Source organism: Cohaesibacter intestini (assembly GCF_003324485.1).
GTDB lineage: Bacteria > Pseudomonadota > Alphaproteobacteria > Rhizobiales > Cohaesibacteraceae > Cohaesibacter > Cohaesibacter intestini.
This window is the reverse complement of record NZ_QODK01000007.1, coordinates 111709-128696: the sequence shown is the minus strand read 5'-3', so window position 1 is coordinate 128696 and position 16988 is coordinate 111709. Positions and strand designations below refer to the sequence as shown.

Below are 16988 nucleotides of genomic sequence, written 5' to 3'. Positions count from 1 at the left end.
TGTGATGACAATGCCAGAACCACACGGCCATGCGATCAACCGTCGCCTCGTTATTGGAAGCTTTCTGTTTGCCACCGCATCGCTGGTTTTCAGTTGGGCCCTTCCGCTTCCAGCCAATGCCGACTATGTCGGTGGCTTGAACCCCTATGGCGACAATTTTCTCACCCTGCGACAATATCCCTCATCCAAGTCCCGGCCACTGGCCCGCATGGCACCGAACACCATCCTTGATGTTCTGGATGCCGACGGGGTTTGGTATTACGTCCGCACACAAGGCGGCCTTGAAGGCTGGGCCCACAGCAAATGGATCTATCCCGGCTATCCGTCCGGACGTCAGGCACCCTCGCAACCCAATGATCGTCCGATCTATGGGCAAGGCGACGATTGGGTCGATGGGCAAACCCGCGAAGCCCCACTAGACGTGACGGGCGAGGAGGCACCAACCCAGCCTTCGCCTGATGTGCAGGACCCTCTCGACTGGGTGCGCGCCCATATGGAGACGTTCCATGATCCTTTGAAATATTAGAGGCAGGCAAGGGGAACCTCCCGCGGCGATCAGGCAACTGATCGCCAGGTCGGGTCATCAGACAGCGTGTCTGTCTGGTGGCCCGCTGTTTATCCCTCATCCGCTCCCTACACCGCACAGCCGCGATCATTGCGGGGGATGATATGATTGATATCACAATCGGAAATTTAAATATTGTATCCACACTTCATTTTTCCAAATAGTTCCCAAAGCCTGAAGAATTTTGCTAGTTTGTGCGTAAATTAAAAACAGATAGGGGAAACTCCGCATGAAAAACTGGTTGATGGGTGCCGCAGCAGCCCTCGTGATTGCCGCCGCGCCGACCGCATCCTTGGCCGAAACAATTCGCGTTACCTTGCAATTGCCAGAAACCCATTCTCTGGGCAAAAACTGGAAAGCCTTCGCCAAGATCGTCGAGGAAAAATCCGGTGGTGATCTTGAAATTCAGCTCTTCCCCTCCGCCCAGCTGTTCAAGGACAAGGAAGTCCCCGGCGCGGTTGGCTCTGGGGCCATTGAAGCCGGGTCTGCCTTCATCGGACGCTTCGCCGGGTCCGTGCCAGCCGTAGACGTGGTGGCCATTCCCTTCATCTTCGACGGGGAGGCTCACATCCGCGCGGCTGTTGCTCCGGGCTCCGAGTTGCGCAAAACCATCGATGGCGCAATCCTGAAGGAAACCAACAACAAGGTGCTTTGGTGGCAGGCATTCGGTCGCAATATCTATCTCAACAATGAGTCAGCCATCGCAGTTCCTGCCGACATCAAGAACAAGAAGGTTCGTACCTACGGCAAGGTTCATGGTTGGACCGTTGAAGCGCTTGGCGGCGCACCGACCCTGATGTCCGGCTCCAAGCAGTTTCTGGCCTACCAGCAGGGCGCTGTTGATGTGGGCATGACCGGTGCTTCGGCGGTGAAGTCCCGCAAGCTCTACGAAGTGATGGACCACATGACCCTGACCTTCGATGCGGCCATCGAGTTTGTTGCCATCATCAACAACGATTTCTATAACGGTCTGTCTGATGAGCACAAAGCGATCATCGATGACGCCGCCAAGGAAGTCGAGCAGTTGCTGCGTGATGAAATCTATGCCGAAGAAGCGCAAACCGTGGCTGAAATGAAAGACAAGATGACCGTTGTCGAACTGTCCGACGCCCAGCGCGCTGCTTGGGTTGAGGCGACCGCCGGTGTGGTTCAGCGTTTCATCGACGAAACCGGCGATGTTGGCGCTGCAGCCGTTGCCGCGGTGAAAGCCGCGAAGTAACCGGCCCATCCATTCCGATCTGGGGGAAGCGGCGCGGTGCGCCGCTTTTCCTGTTACAAGACCCCGCCATTTGAAACAATCCAAATGCCAGACGCCAAATAAGTCGCCAGATAAAGAGGGAGTGCGCCATGATCATCAAAGTCATCGATGGCCTTTCCGAAATTGCCGGAAAGATCAGTGCCTGGGCTCTGTTTGCCGTTGGCTTGTTCATCACCTTCGAGGTTGTCATGCGCTATGTGTTCAACGCGCCGACCATCTGGGTGGATGAAGTCAGCCGGGTGCTGCAGGTCTGGGTGGTCTATCTTGCCGCCGCCTATGTGCTCAAACATCGTGAGATGGTGACCATCGACCTCATTCTGCGCAACCCCAGCACGCTGCGCCGCAAGGTAGCCGAGACAATCGCCATCGTGATGCTGTTCCTGTTCGCCATCACGGCGGGCTATTTCGGCTTTGAGCTTTGGCTCAAGGAGACACTGGCCGGTCACACCACCGACACCTATCTGGCGCCACCAAAGGCTTTGACCCATGCCCCGGTCTGGGTTGGCAGTCTGTTGCTGCTTCTGCAGGGCGCGGTTGAGCTTTATCGGGTCTGGACCGGACAAATACCTGAAGATGACATCATGGAAGGAGCCCATTGATGGAAGCTGCCCTGATCCTGATTGCCTTGATGGCGCTCCTTTTGTTGCGCACCCCGGTGGCTTTCGCCCTTGGTGGACTCGGTATCATTCTGCTCGCCTTGAAGGGCTTTCCGATGGTCGCTGTACCGCAGCGGCTGCATGGGGCCATGGACAGTTTCGAGCTGCTTGCCGTGCCAATGTTCCTGTTGATGTCGAACATCCTTTTGAAGGGGGGCGTCGGACGCGATATCTATGCCGCGGTGCAGAGTTGGGTCGGTCACTGGCCCGGCGGCCTTGGGGTCGCAACCATTTTGTCCTGCACGCTTTTTTCCGCCATTTCCGGCTCTTCTGTGGCCACTGCCGCCACCATCGGCACCGTTGCAATCCCTGAAATGACCAAGCGTGGCTACGACCGGCCCTTGGTCTATGGCATGTTGGCCGCCGGTGGCACTTTGGGCATTCTGATCCCGCCCTCAATACCGCTGATCGTCTATGGTGTGATCACCGAAAGCTCGATCCCGACCCTGTTTCTTGCGGGGATTGGTCCGGGCTTGTTCCTTGCTGTTGCCTTCATTGTCTATGGCATTCTCTATTCGCGCTTTTCCAACGCTTACCAGCCGGAAGCCAAGGCCAGCTGGTCCGAGAGCCTTCAAGCTTCGATCCTTGCTTCGCCGACCATCCTGTTGGCCGTCGCCATCGTCGGCTCGATCTATGCAGGGATTGCGACACCATCTGAAAGTGCTGGTCTGGGCTTCGTCATGGCGCTGATCATTACCTTTGCCATGGGGCGCATGAACTGGGCGAAACTGAAGGAAGCGGTTGAATCATCGCTGCGCACCACCGTGATGGTGTTGATCATTGTCGCTGGCGCCAAGGTTTTCTCCTACGCCATCACCCTCTATCTGATCCCGCAATCGATCAGTGCCTTCCTGACCGAGAATATCAGCGTGCCGGGGCAGTTCATTCTGGCCGTCGGTTGCGTGCTGCTGATCATGGGCTTCTTTCTTGAATCCCTCTCCATGCTGCTGATCATGGTGCCGGTGCTGCTGCCCGCTGTGCTCAATACCGGCATCGATCCGATCTGGTTCGGCATCTTCTTTGTTGTCCTGATCGAGACAGCTCTGATCACCCCGCCGGTTGGGATGAACCTGTTTGTCATTCAGGCTGTCGGGCGTGCGCCCCTGAAAGACGTTGCCAAGGGAGCCATTCCCTTTGCCTGCATCATGCTGGCGATGGCATGCCTGCTGTGGTTCTGGAAAGACCTCGCCCTTTACATCCCCTACCAGTTGATGCGCTAGACAAGGGCAGGGCAGCAAAGGCTGACGCAAAAAGGGGAGATCGATGATCTCCCCTTTTTCGTTCTTGTCTCATAGACAATCAATCAGGCTGCCCGCACGTCGTTGAGGAACTGACTGATCTTGGCACGCAGGGATTCTGTATCCCGCGAAACACCGTCAGATGCTTCAAGGACGTGGTTTGCCGTGTCCGACGTGGAAGACAGCGACGCCGTGACGTCATCGATGTTGGCATCCACCGCCGCAGTGCCCGCCGCAGCGCGTTGCACCGAGGAACTGATTTCCATCGTCGCGCCCCCTTGCTGGTCGACGGCAGCAGCGATCGAAGAGGTGAAGTTGTTGACTTCCTGCATGGTGTTGGCAATGCTCTCAATGGCCTGCACGGCATCCTTGGTCGATATCTGGATGTCAGAGATCTGCGTAGCGATCTCTTCGGTCGCCTTCGATGTCTGGGTTGCCAGCTCCTTGACTTCTGCCGCAACAACGGCAAATCCCTTGCCCATTTCCCCAGCACGGGCCGCCTCGATGGTCGCATTGAGCGCCAGAAGGTTGGTCTGCTCAGCAATGTCCTTGATGAGAGTGACAACCTGTCCGATCCGTTGCGCGGCGCTGTCAAGGCTGGCCACTTTTTCGTTGGTTGACTGGGCCGCTTCTGTGGTGCGAATGACCACACGCTGGGTTTCCTGAACCTGACCGGAAATCTGGGTGATCGATGCTGACAATTCCTCTGCCGCTGCAGCAACGGTCTGCACATTGTCTGTTGCTTCGGTGGAGGCATCCGCAACTTCGCGGGACTGACCAAGGGTCTGTTGGGCTTTCTGGGTCAGCTCATGCGAGGTTACTTTCATGCCATCGGCGGTTTTGACCACATGATCAAGGGCTTCGCTAATGCTGTCCTGGAACTCGCTAATCAACTGATCGATGGATTGACTGCGAGACAATTCACGGCTTTGCGCAACCTTCTGCTGATCTGCAAGGCTCACGCTTTCCGCCTGTGCTGCCTCTGCTTTCTCGATGGCCTTGTGGGCCGCCGAAATGGCCGTGCTCAGCTTGGCTGTCAGCCAGACCAGAACCGAGGCCTGAAGGATCAGAATGCCCGCATGCATCAGCACGCGCACAAAGTCGCCGCCATCGGGGAAAACGGCCATCGGGTACAGAAAGTTCAGCGCCAGATGATGCACAGCCACCACTGCGGACCCGATAATTACCACACGCCAGCTGCACCACCCTGCCAGCACAGCAAGGGATGCAAAGAAATACATGTGCCAGTCGATCTGATAGGGATGATTGGCAAACATATAGACGATCAGCGCAACCTGTGAGGCCAATGCAACCGCACTGATATCCTGTGTCAGGGAAGAGGCTTTGGATCGGGCATTGAAAAAGGTGGTAACAGCAGCACCGAATAGCGACAAGCCCACAGCAAAGGCCCCACCCCCTGAGGGCATCGTGACCATCAGGACAGCGGAAAATGCAGCATTGAGCCATAACAGGCCAATAATGAACTTCGAGAATTCAGCACGAAGCTGCGTGAGACTATACATGCGGGTTGCCTTTCGTACTTCGGATCTTTTTGTGTTTGGTCTTTGGTCTTCATACCCTGCAAGGCGTCTGGAGACCTGAGAGTGTTTTTATGGATCAATTGGATCAAAGGGGGAGAAACAAGCCGAAAAGGCTTCTCCACCTCCGACAAAGAAAGCGCCGGACCAGTAAAGCCGGTGCACGAAGCCGGGATCATCCGATTGAGCAAGGGCGATCCAGTGCCACTTGCCACCGCGCAAAAGTGCCCCATTTGCAGCGGCGATCACCTCGACAACATTGGTGTCGGACGACCACGGTGGGACAAACACCACAACTTTGTCACCGCTTGCCCGTGGACCGGCGGAAAAGACAAATACGCCCAACGTCATAATCAGCGAGAAGGCGATCAGAATGGCTGTATCATGCCTACGGCGTTGCGAGGAGGAGGAAGGCATGGTCAGCGCCTGTGGTTGTCTCTGTCGGTGTCATGAGCTTTGGTTGCAGATTTGAATTGCTTGTAATATCTGACAATTTTTGCGTTAACGTCGAGTAAATTGTTGCAAGAAACCTGAAGGAACGAAATGTCGCAGGGAAACAAAAATGGCCACACCAGCCAAGGCTTGTGTGACCATCCTCTTGCAACTTTTTTGTCGGCTCAGGCTGCCGCAACATCCTTGAGGAACTGCGCCACTTCATTCTGCAACTGCCGTGTTTTGTCCTCCAGTGAAGAGGAAGCCTCGAGCACAGTTTGTGACGACGCACTGGTTTGGGCGACCGCGTCTGACAGGCCGTCCATATTGGTCTGGACCTGTTGGGTTCCAAGTGACGCGGTCTGGACGTTTCCGGAAATTTCCGATGTGGCGACATTTTGCTGGGTCACCGCCGCCGCAATGGCGCCAATATGGGAATCCACCTGACCCATTGTCTCTACGATATCGGCAATGGCCTGAGCGGTGACACCGGTCGAGGTCTGAATGGATGAAATCTGGCCGCTGATTTCCTCTGTCGCCTTGGAGGTCTGATTGGCCAGATTCTTCACTTCCGCAGCAACGACCGCAAACCCCTTGCCGGCTTCGCCTGCACGGGCCGCCTCTATGGTGGCATTCAGGGCCAGCAGGTTGGTCTGTTCGGCAATGGCCTGAATGAGCGTGACCACGTCCCCGATATGATCCGCAGCGTTGGCAAGCTCCTTGACTTTCTCATTGGTGCTCAGGGTTGATTGGCTGGCGTCGGAGACCACCTGCTCGGTGCGCTGCACCTGCGTGCCAATTTCCTGAATGGAGGCCGCCAGTTCTTCGGCAGCGCTTGCCACATGGCCAACGCTAACCGATGCGTTCTGGCTCGACTGGCTGGTATTCTCAGCCTGTTCTGCACTCTCCATCGCGATTTGGGAAAGCGACTCCGCTGTGTGTTTCATCTCGCGGGCCGTCCCATCGACCCCGGTCAACAACCCTTGCATACGGGCGTCGAACTGGCTGATCAACTGTTCGATATGCCGTTGGCGCTCATGCTGTTTCTCTTCTTCAAGCGCAGAGGCTTCCTGAAGCGTCATGCGCTCCTTGGCATTCTCGCGGAACACCCGCACCGCCCGGGTCATATCGCCGATTTCATCACCACGATCCCGTCCGGCAATCGAAATTTGCAGATTGCCATTGGCCAATTCACCCATTGTTGCGGTCAGTGTGCGGATCGGTCGTGACACAGCCAGAGTGATGATGACGGCAAAGCCTGCGCCCACAATCAAGGCAACCAGAACAGAGCCAAGGATGAGGGTCACCGCCGCCGCTGCCGCCCCAAGGGCCATTTCGGACTGTGAATTGATCAAGTCGTCGACAATCGTCTGAACTTGACCGGACGCCGCAATCAACTGATCGCGCTTGGACGCGACCTGAACCGCACCGGCTTGCATCAGTTCGAACTCGGTTTCATAGGCGTTGATTTCGTCTTCGATCGTGTTGGTCAGCGACTGGATTTCGGGAACATTTTGCGCGTCCGTAATCAGCAGCTTCGCCAGATTGCGAAAGGTGCCAATGCGCAACGCGACGCCATCTGCTGAGAGATCACTCAGACCCGAAAACAACTCCATTGTCGCTGCCTTGGTTTCCAGCGCTTCGCGCTGAAATTTCGCCGCGTTGGTCGAGATCAGGTCGGCAATCATCAACTTGCTGTTGAGCATGCGCGCGCTTTTCTTGGCCTCGTCGGACACGACATAGATGTCATCGCGCAGCGTGCTGGACAGGGATGCCACATGCCCGGCGGCCAGCTGTGCGCCCGTCAGTTTGAGGCTCTCCTCTGGGGCAAACGGCATGTTTGTGGTTGCATCGATGGCTTGTCTGAGGCTGGCAACCTGACTTTTCAAGTCTTTCAGCCGTGCCGAATCCACGCCGTCAAGCTTGATGCGCACTGCTTTGTTGACATGCTGAGCCATCCGGTCCGCGCGCTCGAGCTGCTCTGTCCAGAAGGCTTTTTCGGCCAGGGGGGCAGGAACGCCAAGGGCTTTCTCGATCACCAGAGCTTCATTCTGCATTTGATTGATCAGGCGGACGACCTTGTCAGCACGGTTTTTCAGGCTGTCTGCCTTTTTGGCCTGTCGGCTCGCCGTGCTCTTCATTTTCTGAAGGCTGGTCGAGATATTGTTGGCATTGCCGACCAGCATGGCGACATTGCTGAGCAACTTTGAGGTTTGCAGCTTTTGCGCTTCGATGATGGTCGTCACATTTTGGAAATCACTTTCCAGCTTGGAGGCGAGATCCATCGCTCCGCCGATTGTCGATTGGGCTGCATCATCATCGGTCAAGCTTCGTTGCAGGCCATTCAGAGCGGTTCCGAGCGTTTGAATATCCGATTTGACGCGTTCTGCCTGTTCAATCTTGCGGTCGGTGAAATAGAGGGCCCGGTGATTGGTGAACTGCTGCAGCTGATCAAGCACAGCGACGGATTGCTCGTTGATCGTGGCCTGCCTCTGAAAGTCCCGGATGGAGATGGTCGCAACCGTGCCAACGAAAGCCGTCAGGACCATCAGGATGGTGAAGCCTCCACCAATTTTGTAAGGCAATTTCAGATCGTTTAGCGACTTGAAGGCATTCATCTACCCGGTTCCTTCCCATTCCGTAAAAGTCCGGGTCAGTGTGCTCACCTTCATTTAAGAGCGAGTAAAGGGCAGCACAAAAAGACGGGTTTCTGTGTAAATGTAGTAATCACCGTTGAGTGGAGAAGCTCCATTCTTGTCAAAAATACTTATTTCTCTGCCGCTTAATTGGTTTTGCTCAATGATATGAAAAACAACTTCCCTTGCAGCAACAACAGGGAGGACATCTTGTCTTTTGCTTTCTGTTGATCAAAAAAAGGGCCCACCTTCCGGGCCCTTTCATAAATCCTGACCATTGCGAGATATGCAGATCTTTGCAATCAGGCTGCGGTCAGCCGACTGGTGACCAGACATTTGGTGCGAAGGCTGCGTCGACCTCAGTACCAACAATGTGATTGGTATAGTTGGACAGGGTCTTGAGGCCGGTACCGATCACGACTTCCAGAACCGTCTGTCGGCTATAGCCTGCATCGAGCAACGACTGGATATCGCCTTCGGACGGATTGCCCCGCGTTTCATACACTACGATGGAAAACTGACGCAGGGCTTCCAGTCTGGCGTCGCTGAGCGGGCTACCGGACCGCAAAGCGGCAATCACGCCATCGTCGATCCCGGCCCCTTGCATGATGGTGGTATGAGCGGCCATGCAGTAGGTGCAGCCATTCAGCCGATTGTTGGTCATCAGAATGATCTGGCGCTCGGTCTCGCTGAGGTTGGTTTTGCCAAAAATCTGGCTAAGGGTCAAATAAGCCTCAAGCATCGCAGGAGCCTCCGCCATGTTGGCATAGAGGTTCGGCACGAAGCCAACGGCTTTTTTGGCACCTTCCAACAATGGCTTGGCCTCAACAGGTGCAGACGCAATGGTGTGAGCAGTGAATTTGGTCATGGAACGGATCTCTTTTTTGAAGATATCGGGGGGATAAGGGTGAGTGGCATGTCTGCCATGGGAATGCCCGATATGGGGCAGGCCTCGGAAGGATCAAGATAATAGACTGGTTGTCTACCTGCATTTGGCAACTTTTGCTCTGATCCTGCTCGCAGGCGGAAAATTATTTACCAATCGGTACAGAATGGCGCGTCAGGAAAATGGCTCCTGCTGGCAGGCACGCCTGAGCATCAACGGCAAATCGGCACAGGAAAAGCGCTATTGGACAGATTGCCACACCAGTGAGATTGAAAACCGGATTGTAGATGGGGAGGGAGGAAACAGGGCCAGTTTCAAGCCAAAATGCGCTTCAAAGCCAGAAGATGAGCGCAAAGAGCCCGCCGCGGAAATTCCATTGTGAAATTTTCGCAGAGATCCCCATTAGACTGAAAATTCAGATATTTACAGCCTTCTTTATAGCTCCTCTAAATAAATTATTCCATCGACTGGCGCAATGCGACAAAGCGGCACTCTGTATTACTTTGTAGCTGTTCTAAACTAAAGGGAGGGTCTGATGACCTCGAAAATTGCTGTTGCATTGATGGCGGGCGCTGCAGTCCTGGCGGCCTCGCAAATCGCCTCTGCCAACGAGCTTCTGGAAGAAGCGAAAGACTATTTCCAACCGATCCCCTCGGTGGTTCCGGCGGTCAAGGACAATGCAGTGACCAGCGACAAGATCGAGCTTGGCAAGATGTTGTTCTTTGAACCGCGCCTGTCCTCCTCGGCACTGATTTCGTGCAATACCTGCCACAATCTTGGCATGGGAGGAGATGACAATCTGGAGACATCCATCGGCCATGGATGGCAGAAAGGACCACGCAATGCGCCAACCGTTCTGAATGCGGTCTTCAACATCGCGCAATTCTGGGATGGCCGTGCCGAAGATCTGAAAGCACAAGCCAAGGGTCCGGTTCAGGCAGGCGTCGAAATGGCGTCAACGCCTGAGCGTGTTGAAACCACATTGAAGAGCATGCCTGCTTATGTCGAGGCCTTTACCAAGGCGTTCCCCGGAGAGGAAAAGCCGGTCACGTTTGACAATATGGCCAAGGCCATCGAAGCCTTCGAGGCAACACTGATCACGCCTTATTCGCGCTTTGACCAGTTCCTTGAAGGCAACACCAAGGTGATGACCGCGATGGAGCAGGAAGGCTTGCAGCTCTTCATGGACAAGGGGTGTTCTGCCTGTCATGCCGGCGTCAACATTGGCGGGGAAGGCTATTATCCATTCGGCGTTGTTGAGAAACCCGGCGCAGACATTTTGCCGTCCGGTGACAAGGGCCGTTTTGCCGTCACCAAAACGGCGGATGAGGAATATGTCTTCCGGGCTGGCCCACTGCGCAACATCGAGTTGACCGCGCCTTACTTCCATTCGGGCAAGGTGTGGGATCTCGAGCAGGCCGTTGCCATCATGGCGACCAGTCAGCTTGGCGAGGAAATGAGTGATGAGGAAATCAAGAAAATCACCGCGTTCCTGAAAACCCTGACGGGGGAACAGCCAAAGGTCGACTATCCCATCCTGCCGGTTGAAACGCAAGAAACGCCAAAACCGGAAGCGATGGTTGCCAAATAGTCCGCAAGCCTGAGGGTTCCACATCCCTTACAAAGCGACATGGAGTGAGGCCTCGCCGGATTTATCCTGCGGGGCCTTTTGCGTCAGTTGTGTTTGTAGAAAGTGCTTGGTGGGTAGTCTTTCATTAACGCTAATCAGAGGGATTAAGCATAACCAATAATAGATGCATCTGAAATGAAGGTTTTCTTAGGGTCTATGCTAATATCGTCGCCAACAAGTATTGAAGAAAGAGATCGTATGACGGTCTGGCAGCCGTAGAGATGAGATGTCGAAGCTGCTTTGATTGCTTGGCCGATCCTTTCCCGTATTGATGTCTTGCAATTGGGGGAATTTTTAAGTGTCAGATAGGATTGTTACCGGCTGGAAGCCACATTTTGCCAAGGTTTGGAGCAAGGAAACCGTGGTCATTGACCACAGCCTGCATACCTCGTCGCTTTTCTCGGAAGAAGCCATCGCCGAGCTTATCGAGCAAACCCCGCCAGAGCATTACAATCTCGCCACCATGGGCCATGACACCAAGCGCGCCGAATGGCGCGAGGGCATTGTTGGCGGTGCTTCGGGCAAGGAGACGATGGAGGCGATCAAGAATGGCCGCCTCTGGCTGAATATTCGTCATTGTCAGGATTTCGACCCTCGCTATAAAGCGGTGCTGGATCAGTTGTTTGAGGAATTCGAGGCCCACATGCCGGGGCTTCACACATACAAACGCAATATGGGCATTCTGATCACATCGCCCAAATGCCAGACCTTCTATCACTTTGACCTGCCGGGGCAGCATCTCTGGCAAATCAAGGGCCGCAAGAAGGTCTATATCTATCCCAATCGCGACCCTTTCCTACCCAACATCGATCGCCAGCGGGTGATCATGAAGGAAACCCGCGAGGAGTTTCCCTTCGAGGAATGGTATGACGATTATGCGGAAGTGTATCACCTCGAACCCGGTCAGATGGCCTATTGGCCACTCCATGCGCCGCACCGCGTCGAGAATGAGGATTGCCTCAACATTTCCCTGACGCTGGAGCACTGGGACACCGACGTGCGCAATCTTTATGCGGTTCATTATGGCAATGGCGTCCTGCGCCGCACGCTCGGCTATCAGGCGGGTAACCATCAGCCGTATGGCTTCCATGTCTATCCGAAAGCGGCGCTTTCGCTCGCTTGGAAAAAGCTGGGCATGGAGAGGAAGACGGTATTCAGGGACGAGGTCGATTTCAAAATCGACGCCAGCAAGCCAATGGGTCTTGCCGACATTCCGATGATGGCAAAAGCCTGATCATCAAACGAACTGTCGATCAATAAGACAAAAAAGCCCGCCAGTCCGGCGGGCTTTTGCGTGTCAGTCCTCAACAGGCCACGTCTTGGGCCACTTGTCCGGCCCGCCAGCATAATTGCCATCGCAATCGCCTTTTTCGCGGATTTCCATTGCCTCGAAAAACACAGCGTCGCCCACTTCATTCAACTGCCACTTGGTTTGCACGCCACAATCGCCCAAACCACGCGCTTTGAAGTAGCTGGTCAGCACCCCTTTTCTGGCATCGTAACCGATATTCCAAAGATCCGGTCCAGCACCGCTGTCCGTATTGTTGCCGTCCAACAGGAAGGGCACTGCCTTGATCGGTAGATTTTCATTCTTCGGCACGAAAAAGGCCGCAAATGGCTGATTATAGGCGCCGCCGTCCCCGCAAGGCAGACCATAGACATCCCCTGACCTCAGGGTCAAACGAAACCCGTTGCCCGGCAATTGGATGCTTTCGCGATAAAAATGGCAACTGGCTTGTTCCTTGGCGAACCAACCATTCCAGATGGCGCGCGGCACTTGACTGCGCTGTTCGACCCCAACAATCGGCAGCCGTGGGTGGGGACGCTTGGTGCCGGTGACATGGAAAGCATAGGAGGTCTCAAGCAGGTCCTGATATTCGTCCATGAAGATCATGCCTGCGACACTGCCCGACAGGGAAAAGCCGGTTTCACTCGATTGCCCGGCACTGTCGATGGCGATGCTGAGCGTCGAGCCTGCTTTCATGCCCTTGATGATCCAGTCGATCAAATGCGGGTTGGTCTCGTGATAGCTGTTGCCGTCTTCCTTGATGCCGGTCTTGTTGGCGATCAGCGTCAGGCTGTCCTTGCCATCAATGGTCAATAACAGCATGGCACCTTCGACAATGGGCACGGCGCTGGTGAAGCGCACCGAGGCCGCATCATTCAACCGGTTGGCCCGATGCAGGACCAAGGCGGTGACGCCTTGATACTTGTCCGCAGACAGGGTCAGCGAGCAGCTCATCGCCACATCGCACCAGACGGTGACGTCGCGGATTTCCTTATAGCTCGCAGCCTGTGTTGGCCCGCTCGCTCCCAAAATGGGCAGCAGCATGGTGAGGAATGTCAGGCTTTGGCGGATCATGGCGGGCGCTCCTGTCTGTGCGTCAGCAAATGAGAAAAAGGTCAACCCAGCAGGGTCACCTGCTGGGCTTTGCCAAAGCTTACCACGATTTGTGTGCCGTCATCAAAAATCGGGCGCTTGATGAGGGTGGGATGCTGCAGAATGAGGGCCCGTGCCTTGGCTTCATCTGGATCTGCCTTGTCACCTTCGGGCAGGTCTCGCCAGGTGGTCGAGCGCCGGTTAAGCAGCACCTCCCAGCCAACGGCCCCGAGCCAGCGATCAAGGTCATCCTCTGAGAAACCATCAGCACGAAGGTCGACAAAGGTGACGGGCTTGCCCGCTGCTTCGAAGGATTTCAGCGCCTTGCGGCAGGTGTCACAGCTTTTGAGGCCATAGAGTTTCATGGAGCAACTCGCATTGGAAGGGATTCGGATGTGTGAGACAGGCTATCCGATCCCCCGAACCATGCAAAGCCGCACCTGACACAGAGCAGGGTGTATTTTACTTCATGATGCCTTTATGCGCCTTCTCACCCCATACCCGCTCGATGCGTTCATCACGGGCGACAAGATAGGCCTGCCCAAGGCAGAAAGCCTATCGACAGGAATAAGCTTGCGCCCGTCTGCGCTACTTCATGATGCCTTTGTGCGCCTGTTCGCCCCATACCCGCTCGATGCGTTCATCACGGGCGCAAGCATAGCGGTAATATTTGTAGCGGATTGGATTTTTCTTGTAATAATCCTGATGATAATCTTCCGCCGCAAAGAAAGGCATGGCCGGGGCGATTTCGGTCTGGATCGGGTCACTGAGGATCTTATCGGCTTCCAGTTTGGCTTTGGAGGCAGCCGCCAGCTTGGCCTGTTCGTCATTCAGCGTATAGATGGCGGTGGTGTAGCTGTGACCCCGATCACAGAATTGGCCGCCCCCATCGGTTGGATCGACCGAGCGCCAGAAAATATCGAGCAACTGATCATAGCTGACCTTGCTGCTGTCATAGGTGATTTTGACCACCTCGCGATGCTTGTCGGCGCTGTGATTTTTATAGGTGACATTTTCGTTCGTGTTGCCACCAGAATAGCCCGAAATGGTCTCGACCACGCCCTTCACATGGTCAAAATCCTTCTCGACGCACCAGAAACAGCCGCCAGCAAAGATGGCGGTTTTCAAATTGTCGTTGGCAGAGCTGGCATTGGCAGAAGCCGCAATGAGCGATGCTGCCATCAGGGCTGAGGCGAAAAAGTGAGACATATTTCTCTCCCGATTAGAAGTCATGTCTCATTTGTGGCCTTCCAATGTGGCAAAGTCTCGCCCAATCTGGCGCTCTCACGCGAGAGTGATGGGATGTGATGGTGACCGGTTCGCAATTTGGTCAATGCGCGGGGCCGGACTCACCCATAATCTTGCTCTCAGCGATCCCGGTCGAGGCGGTATCCGCCTCATACAGCGTCGATACACCTTGTGTGGTGGTGGCCTGCAGCACAGTACTCGCATTCTGTTGGGCGCTTGTCGCGTTATGCGCAGCGTTGCTGAGCGCTTGTGCGCTGGCCTGATAGAGATTGCCTGTCGCCACTGCCGGGGCATCGCCCAGCACCTTCACATTGGTCTGCGTAACCGCATCCGTGATTTGCGGATTAACAATGTCCGCAGCAAGCGCGCCGGTTGAAACTGCTGTGCCAACCAGAATGGTTGCGATGATCACTTTACAAGAATTGGTCATGTCTATCCCCTCTAATATGGGGAGGCAGTTTAGATGAGGCACTTAAAGGGGACGTGAAAAACACAATTACAATTGTAGGGAATGCCTGCCTCAGCCCATCCATTCTTCGATGACATCAATGAAGTGATCGGCAAATTTCTTCTGCTTTGAGCTGCCCACCCCGTGAATATGCAGAAAATCGGGGCGGGTGGTCGGTTTCTGGATCGCCATATCATGCAGGGTCTTGTCGGAAAAGACCACATAGGCGGGCACCTTGAGCTCGCGCGCCAACTCGGATCGGGCATTGCGCAATGCCTCGAACAAGTCCTTGTCCGCCGGGTCCAGATCGGGCAGGGCGCTTTTGGCGCGTTTCGGACGATAGAGATCGCTCGGCCCCATCACGTCGGTGCGATAGGCAAAGCGAATGTCGCCCGCGCGCAAGGCATCCGACTTGGCGGTCAGCTTCAGCGCCCCGTGATTTTGGATGTCGAGACGCAGGAAATTGCCCGCTACCATCTGCCTGAGGATCGCTCGCCAATCTTCCTTGGAGGTGGCCTTGCCCACCCCGTGGCACTCCAGCTTGTCATGGCGATATTTCTTGATCTTCTCATGGCTCATGCCGCGCAGAATGTCGATCAGATGCACCGTGCCGAAGGTTTCGCCCGTCGCCTCAACCACATCAATCAGACGTAGGGCTTCGACATTGCCGTCTTTCAGCTCCGGCGGATCAAGGCAAATATCGCAATTGCCGCAAGGCTTGATGTCCTCGCCGAAATAGCTGAGCAAGGCCTGACGGCGACAGGATGGTGCCTCGCAATAGGCCAATAACGCATCAAGGCGTTTATGCTCGCGGGCGAGATGATCCTCGTCGCCGCCCTCATTGTCGATGAAGCTGCGCCGCATGCGGATATCATCAAGGCCATAGAGCATCATGGCTTCTGATGGCGCGCCATCGCGGCCCGCACGGCCAATTTCCTGCGCATAGGCTTCCATATTGGCGGGCAGATTGGTGTGAAAGACATAGCGCACATCAGGCTTGTCGATCCCCATCCCGAACGCAATGGTCGCCACCATCACGGTGCCCGCTTCACGCATGAAAAGCGACTGATGGGCAGCCCGAATGCTGGCATCCATCCCCGCATGATAGGCAAAGGCTTTCACCCCATGCCCCTTGAGGAAATCGGCCACTTCTTCGGTCTTGCGGCGCGAAAGGCAATAGACAATGCCTGACTGGTCCCGCCGCGCATCGACAAAATCGAGCAGCTGCTTTTTCCAGTCGCGTCTTTGCGCAACAGTGAGGCGGATATTGGGACGGTCAAAGCCCGACACCATCACATTGCCAAGGCGTTTGCCAAACGCATCGCGCGGAAACAACTTGTCGGCAATATCCTGCCGGGTGGCTTCATCCGCCGTCGCTGTCAGTGCTGCCACCGGCGCATTGGGGAAGAAATCACTCAGCCGCGTCAGACCCTCATAATCGGGCCGGAAGCTCGGCCCCCAGCGCGAAATGCAATGCGCTTCGTCAATCGCGATCAGCCGCACCGGCAATTTGGCAAGCGCTGCCAGCATCCGTTCGGTCATCAGCCGTTCCGGCGCGATGTAAAGCAGCGAAATCTCTCCAGCTGCCACCCGGCGCCAGACCGCGACATTTTCCTCGCGCGAGCGGGAGCTGTTGAGCGTTTCTGCCGCCACACCGGCGAGCTTCAATGCCATCACCTGATCTTCCATCAGGGCCACCAAGGGCGAGACGACCAAAGTCAGGCCACCAAAGATCATCGAGGGGATCTGGAAGCAAATGCTCTTGCCCATGCCGGTCGGCATCACGGCAAGGGTGCTGTGGCCATTGAGCAGACTTTCAATCACCTCCGCCTGACTGCCACGAAACTGGTCATAGCCATAGACCCGTTTGAGGATCTGTAAGGCCTGCTCGGCAGGGGGTGAATCAGGATCAAAGGCCGTATCAATACGTCCCTCCTGCTCCAACACCGCATCGTCGATCTGGGCAGGCACGGCAGAAGGGTGGGCGACAGGCGTCATGAAACGGCATTCTCTCAAAGGGCGGGAATCTGCTGCGAGCCTATCTGATTTGCTCGATCAGCGTAAACCAACAAA

16 protein-coding genes are annotated in these 16988 nt (G+C 55.4%); 7 read left to right on the top strand and 9 right to left on the bottom strand.

Annotated elements, in window-relative coordinates; genetic code table 11:
- Nucleotides 1-4: 4 nt before the first annotated feature.
- The 4 genes from DSD30_RS19505 (at nucleotide 5) to DSD30_RS19490 (ending at nucleotide 3699) form a co-directional block, all read left to right on the top strand.
- Entirely contained in the window at nucleotides 5-526 is a 522-nt protein-coding gene (locus tag DSD30_RS19505) for an SH3 domain-containing protein (protein ID WP_114011426.1), read from the top strand.
- Nucleotides 527-794: 268 nt separating this feature from the next.
- A complete protein-coding gene (dctP, locus tag DSD30_RS19500) occupies nucleotides 795-1784 on the top strand; it encodes a TRAP transporter substrate-binding protein DctP (RefSeq protein ID WP_114011425.1) in 990 nt (329 codons plus the stop codon).
- 128 nt (nucleotides 1785-1912) lie between these two features.
- Nucleotides 1913-2422 (top strand): TRAP transporter small permease, encoded by a 510-nt coding sequence (locus DSD30_RS19495; RefSeq protein ID WP_171022127.1) that lies wholly within the window; start codon nucleotides 1913-1915, stop codon nucleotides 2420-2422.
- Nucleotides 2422-3699: a TRAP transporter large permease gene (locus DSD30_RS19490; protein ID WP_114011424.1), complete on the top strand. Its 1278-nt coding sequence runs from the start codon at nucleotides 2422-2424 to the stop codon at nucleotides 3697-3699. The genes DSD30_RS19495 and DSD30_RS19490 overlap by 1 nt, the downstream gene beginning before the upstream one ends.
- 83 nt (nucleotides 3700-3782) lie before the next feature.
- Here DSD30_RS19490 and DSD30_RS19485 read toward each other — a convergent pair whose 3' ends face one another.
- The 4 genes from DSD30_RS19485 to DSD30_RS19470 all read right to left on the bottom strand — a co-directional run bounded on the left by DSD30_RS19485 (nucleotide 3783) and on the right by DSD30_RS19470 (nucleotide 9191).
- Nucleotides 3783-5240 carry a methyl-accepting chemotaxis protein gene (locus DSD30_RS19485; RefSeq protein WP_114011423.1) on the bottom strand — a complete coding sequence of 486 codons (1458 nt, stop codon included), beginning with the start codon at nucleotides 5238-5240 and terminating at the stop codon, nucleotides 3783-3785.
- A gap of 87 nt (nucleotides 5241-5327) precedes the next feature.
- A complete protein-coding gene (locus DSD30_RS19480) occupies nucleotides 5328-5672 on the bottom strand; it encodes a hypothetical protein (RefSeq protein ID WP_114011422.1) in 345 nt (114 codons plus the stop codon).
- 200 nt (nucleotides 5673-5872) lie between these two features.
- Nucleotides 5873-8305, bottom strand: coding sequence for a methyl-accepting chemotaxis protein (locus DSD30_RS19475; RefSeq protein ID WP_114011421.1), 2433 nt, complete (start codon nucleotides 8303-8305; stop codon nucleotides 5873-5875).
- Nucleotides 8306-8636: 331 nt separating this feature from the next.
- Nucleotides 8637-9191 carry a carboxymuconolactone decarboxylase family protein gene (locus DSD30_RS19470; RefSeq protein ID WP_114011420.1) on the bottom strand — a complete coding sequence of 185 codons (555 nt, stop codon included), beginning with the start codon at nucleotides 9189-9191 and terminating at the stop codon, nucleotides 8637-8639.
- A gap of 43 nt (nucleotides 9192-9234) precedes the next feature.
- Between DSD30_RS19470 and DSD30_RS21665 the strand changes: the two genes are divergently transcribed.
- From DSD30_RS21665 to DSD30_RS19455, 3 genes are all read left to right on the top strand, one after another.
- Nucleotides 9235-9591: a hypothetical protein gene (locus DSD30_RS21665; RefSeq protein WP_157967785.1), complete on the top strand. Its 357-nt coding sequence runs from the start codon at nucleotides 9235-9237 to the stop codon at nucleotides 9589-9591.
- A 153-nt stretch (nucleotides 9592-9744) separates the two neighbouring features.
- Nucleotides 9745-10800, top strand: coding sequence for a cytochrome-c peroxidase (locus DSD30_RS19460; RefSeq protein ID WP_114011418.1), 1056 nt, complete (start codon nucleotides 9745-9747; stop codon nucleotides 10798-10800).
- A gap of 337 nt (nucleotides 10801-11137) precedes the next feature.
- Nucleotides 11138-12073, top strand: a complete 936-nt coding sequence (locus tag DSD30_RS19455) for a cupin domain-containing protein (protein WP_114011417.1) — start codon at nucleotides 11138-11140, stop codon at nucleotides 12071-12073.
- A gap of 63 nt (nucleotides 12074-12136) precedes the next feature.
- Here the strand turns inward: DSD30_RS19455 and DSD30_RS19450 are convergent, their stop codons facing one another.
- The 5 genes from DSD30_RS19450 to recQ all read right to left on the bottom strand — a co-directional run bounded on the left by DSD30_RS19450 (nucleotide 12137) and on the right by recQ (nucleotide 16913).
- Nucleotides 12137-13201, bottom strand: coding sequence for a DUF1176 domain-containing protein (locus DSD30_RS19450; RefSeq protein WP_157967784.1), 1065 nt, complete (start codon nucleotides 13199-13201; stop codon nucleotides 12137-12139).
- A gap of 41 nt (nucleotides 13202-13242) precedes the next feature.
- Nucleotides 13243-13584, bottom strand: coding sequence for an ArsC/Spx/MgsR family protein (locus DSD30_RS19445; protein ID WP_114011415.1), 342 nt, complete (start codon nucleotides 13582-13584; stop codon nucleotides 13243-13245).
- Nucleotides 13585-13807: 223 nt separating this feature from the next.
- Nucleotides 13808-14428: a peptide-methionine (S)-S-oxide reductase MsrA gene (gene msrA, locus DSD30_RS19440; protein WP_114011414.1), complete on the bottom strand. Its 621-nt coding sequence runs from the start codon at nucleotides 14426-14428 to the stop codon at nucleotides 13808-13810.
- 121 nt (nucleotides 14429-14549) lie between these two features.
- On the bottom strand, nucleotides 14550-14897 hold the full coding sequence (locus DSD30_RS19435; protein ID WP_114011413.1) for a RebB family R body protein: 348 nt from the start codon (nucleotides 14895-14897) through the stop codon (nucleotides 14550-14552).
- Between the two features lie 90 nt (nucleotides 14898-14987).
- The gene (recQ, locus tag DSD30_RS19430) at nucleotides 14988-16913 is read right to left on the bottom strand and encodes a DNA helicase RecQ (RefSeq protein WP_114011412.1); all 1926 of its coding nucleotides are present in this window, start codon (nucleotides 16911-16913) and stop codon (nucleotides 14988-14990) included.
- Nucleotides 16914-16988 lie beyond the last annotated feature (75 nt).

Coding starts and splice junctions, on each gene's coding strand:
- DSD30_RS19505 (WP_114011426.1), top strand. CDS start 5: ATGACAATGCCAGAACCACACGGCCATGCGATCAACCGTCGCCTCGTT.
- DSD30_RS19475 (WP_114011421.1), bottom strand. CDS start 8,305: ATGAATGCCTTCAAGTCGCTAAACGATCTGAAATTGCCTTACAAAATT.
- msrA (WP_114011414.1), bottom strand. CDS start 14,428: ATGTCTCACTTTTTCGCCTCAGCCCTGATGGCAGCATCGCTCATTGCG.
- DSD30_RS19435 (WP_114011413.1), bottom strand. CDS start 14,897: ATGACCAATTCTTGTAAAGTGATCATCGCAACCATTCTGGTTGGCACA.
- DSD30_RS19445 (WP_114011415.1), bottom strand. CDS start 13,584: ATGAAACTCTATGGCCTCAAAAGCTGTGACACCTGCCGCAAGGCGCTG.
- DSD30_RS19470 (WP_114011420.1), bottom strand. CDS start 9,191: ATGACCAAATTCACTGCTCACACCATTGCGTCTGCACCTGTTGAGGCC.
- dctP (WP_114011425.1), top strand. CDS start 795: ATGAAAAACTGGTTGATGGGTGCCGCAGCAGCCCTCGTGATTGCCGCC.
- DSD30_RS19485 (WP_114011423.1), bottom strand. CDS start 5,240: ATGTATAGTCTCACGCAGCTTCGTGCTGAATTCTCGAAGTTCATTATT.
- DSD30_RS19450 (WP_157967784.1), bottom strand. CDS start 13,201: ATGATCCGCCAAAGCCTGACATTCCTCACCATGCTGCTGCCCATTTTG.
- DSD30_RS19460 (WP_114011418.1), top strand. CDS start 9,745: ATGACCTCGAAAATTGCTGTTGCATTGATGGCGGGCGCTGCAGTCCTG.
- DSD30_RS19495 (WP_171022127.1), top strand. CDS start 1,913: ATGATCATCAAAGTCATCGATGGCCTTTCCGAAATTGCCGGAAAGATC.
- DSD30_RS19490 (WP_114011424.1), top strand. CDS start 2,422: ATGGAAGCTGCCCTGATCCTGATTGCCTTGATGGCGCTCCTTTTGTTG.
- DSD30_RS19480 (WP_114011422.1), bottom strand. CDS start 5,672: ATGCCTTCCTCCTCCTCGCAACGCCGTAGGCATGATACAGCCATTCTG.
- recQ (WP_114011412.1), bottom strand. CDS start 16,913: ATGACGCCTGTCGCCCACCCTTCTGCCGTGCCTGCCCAGATCGACGAT.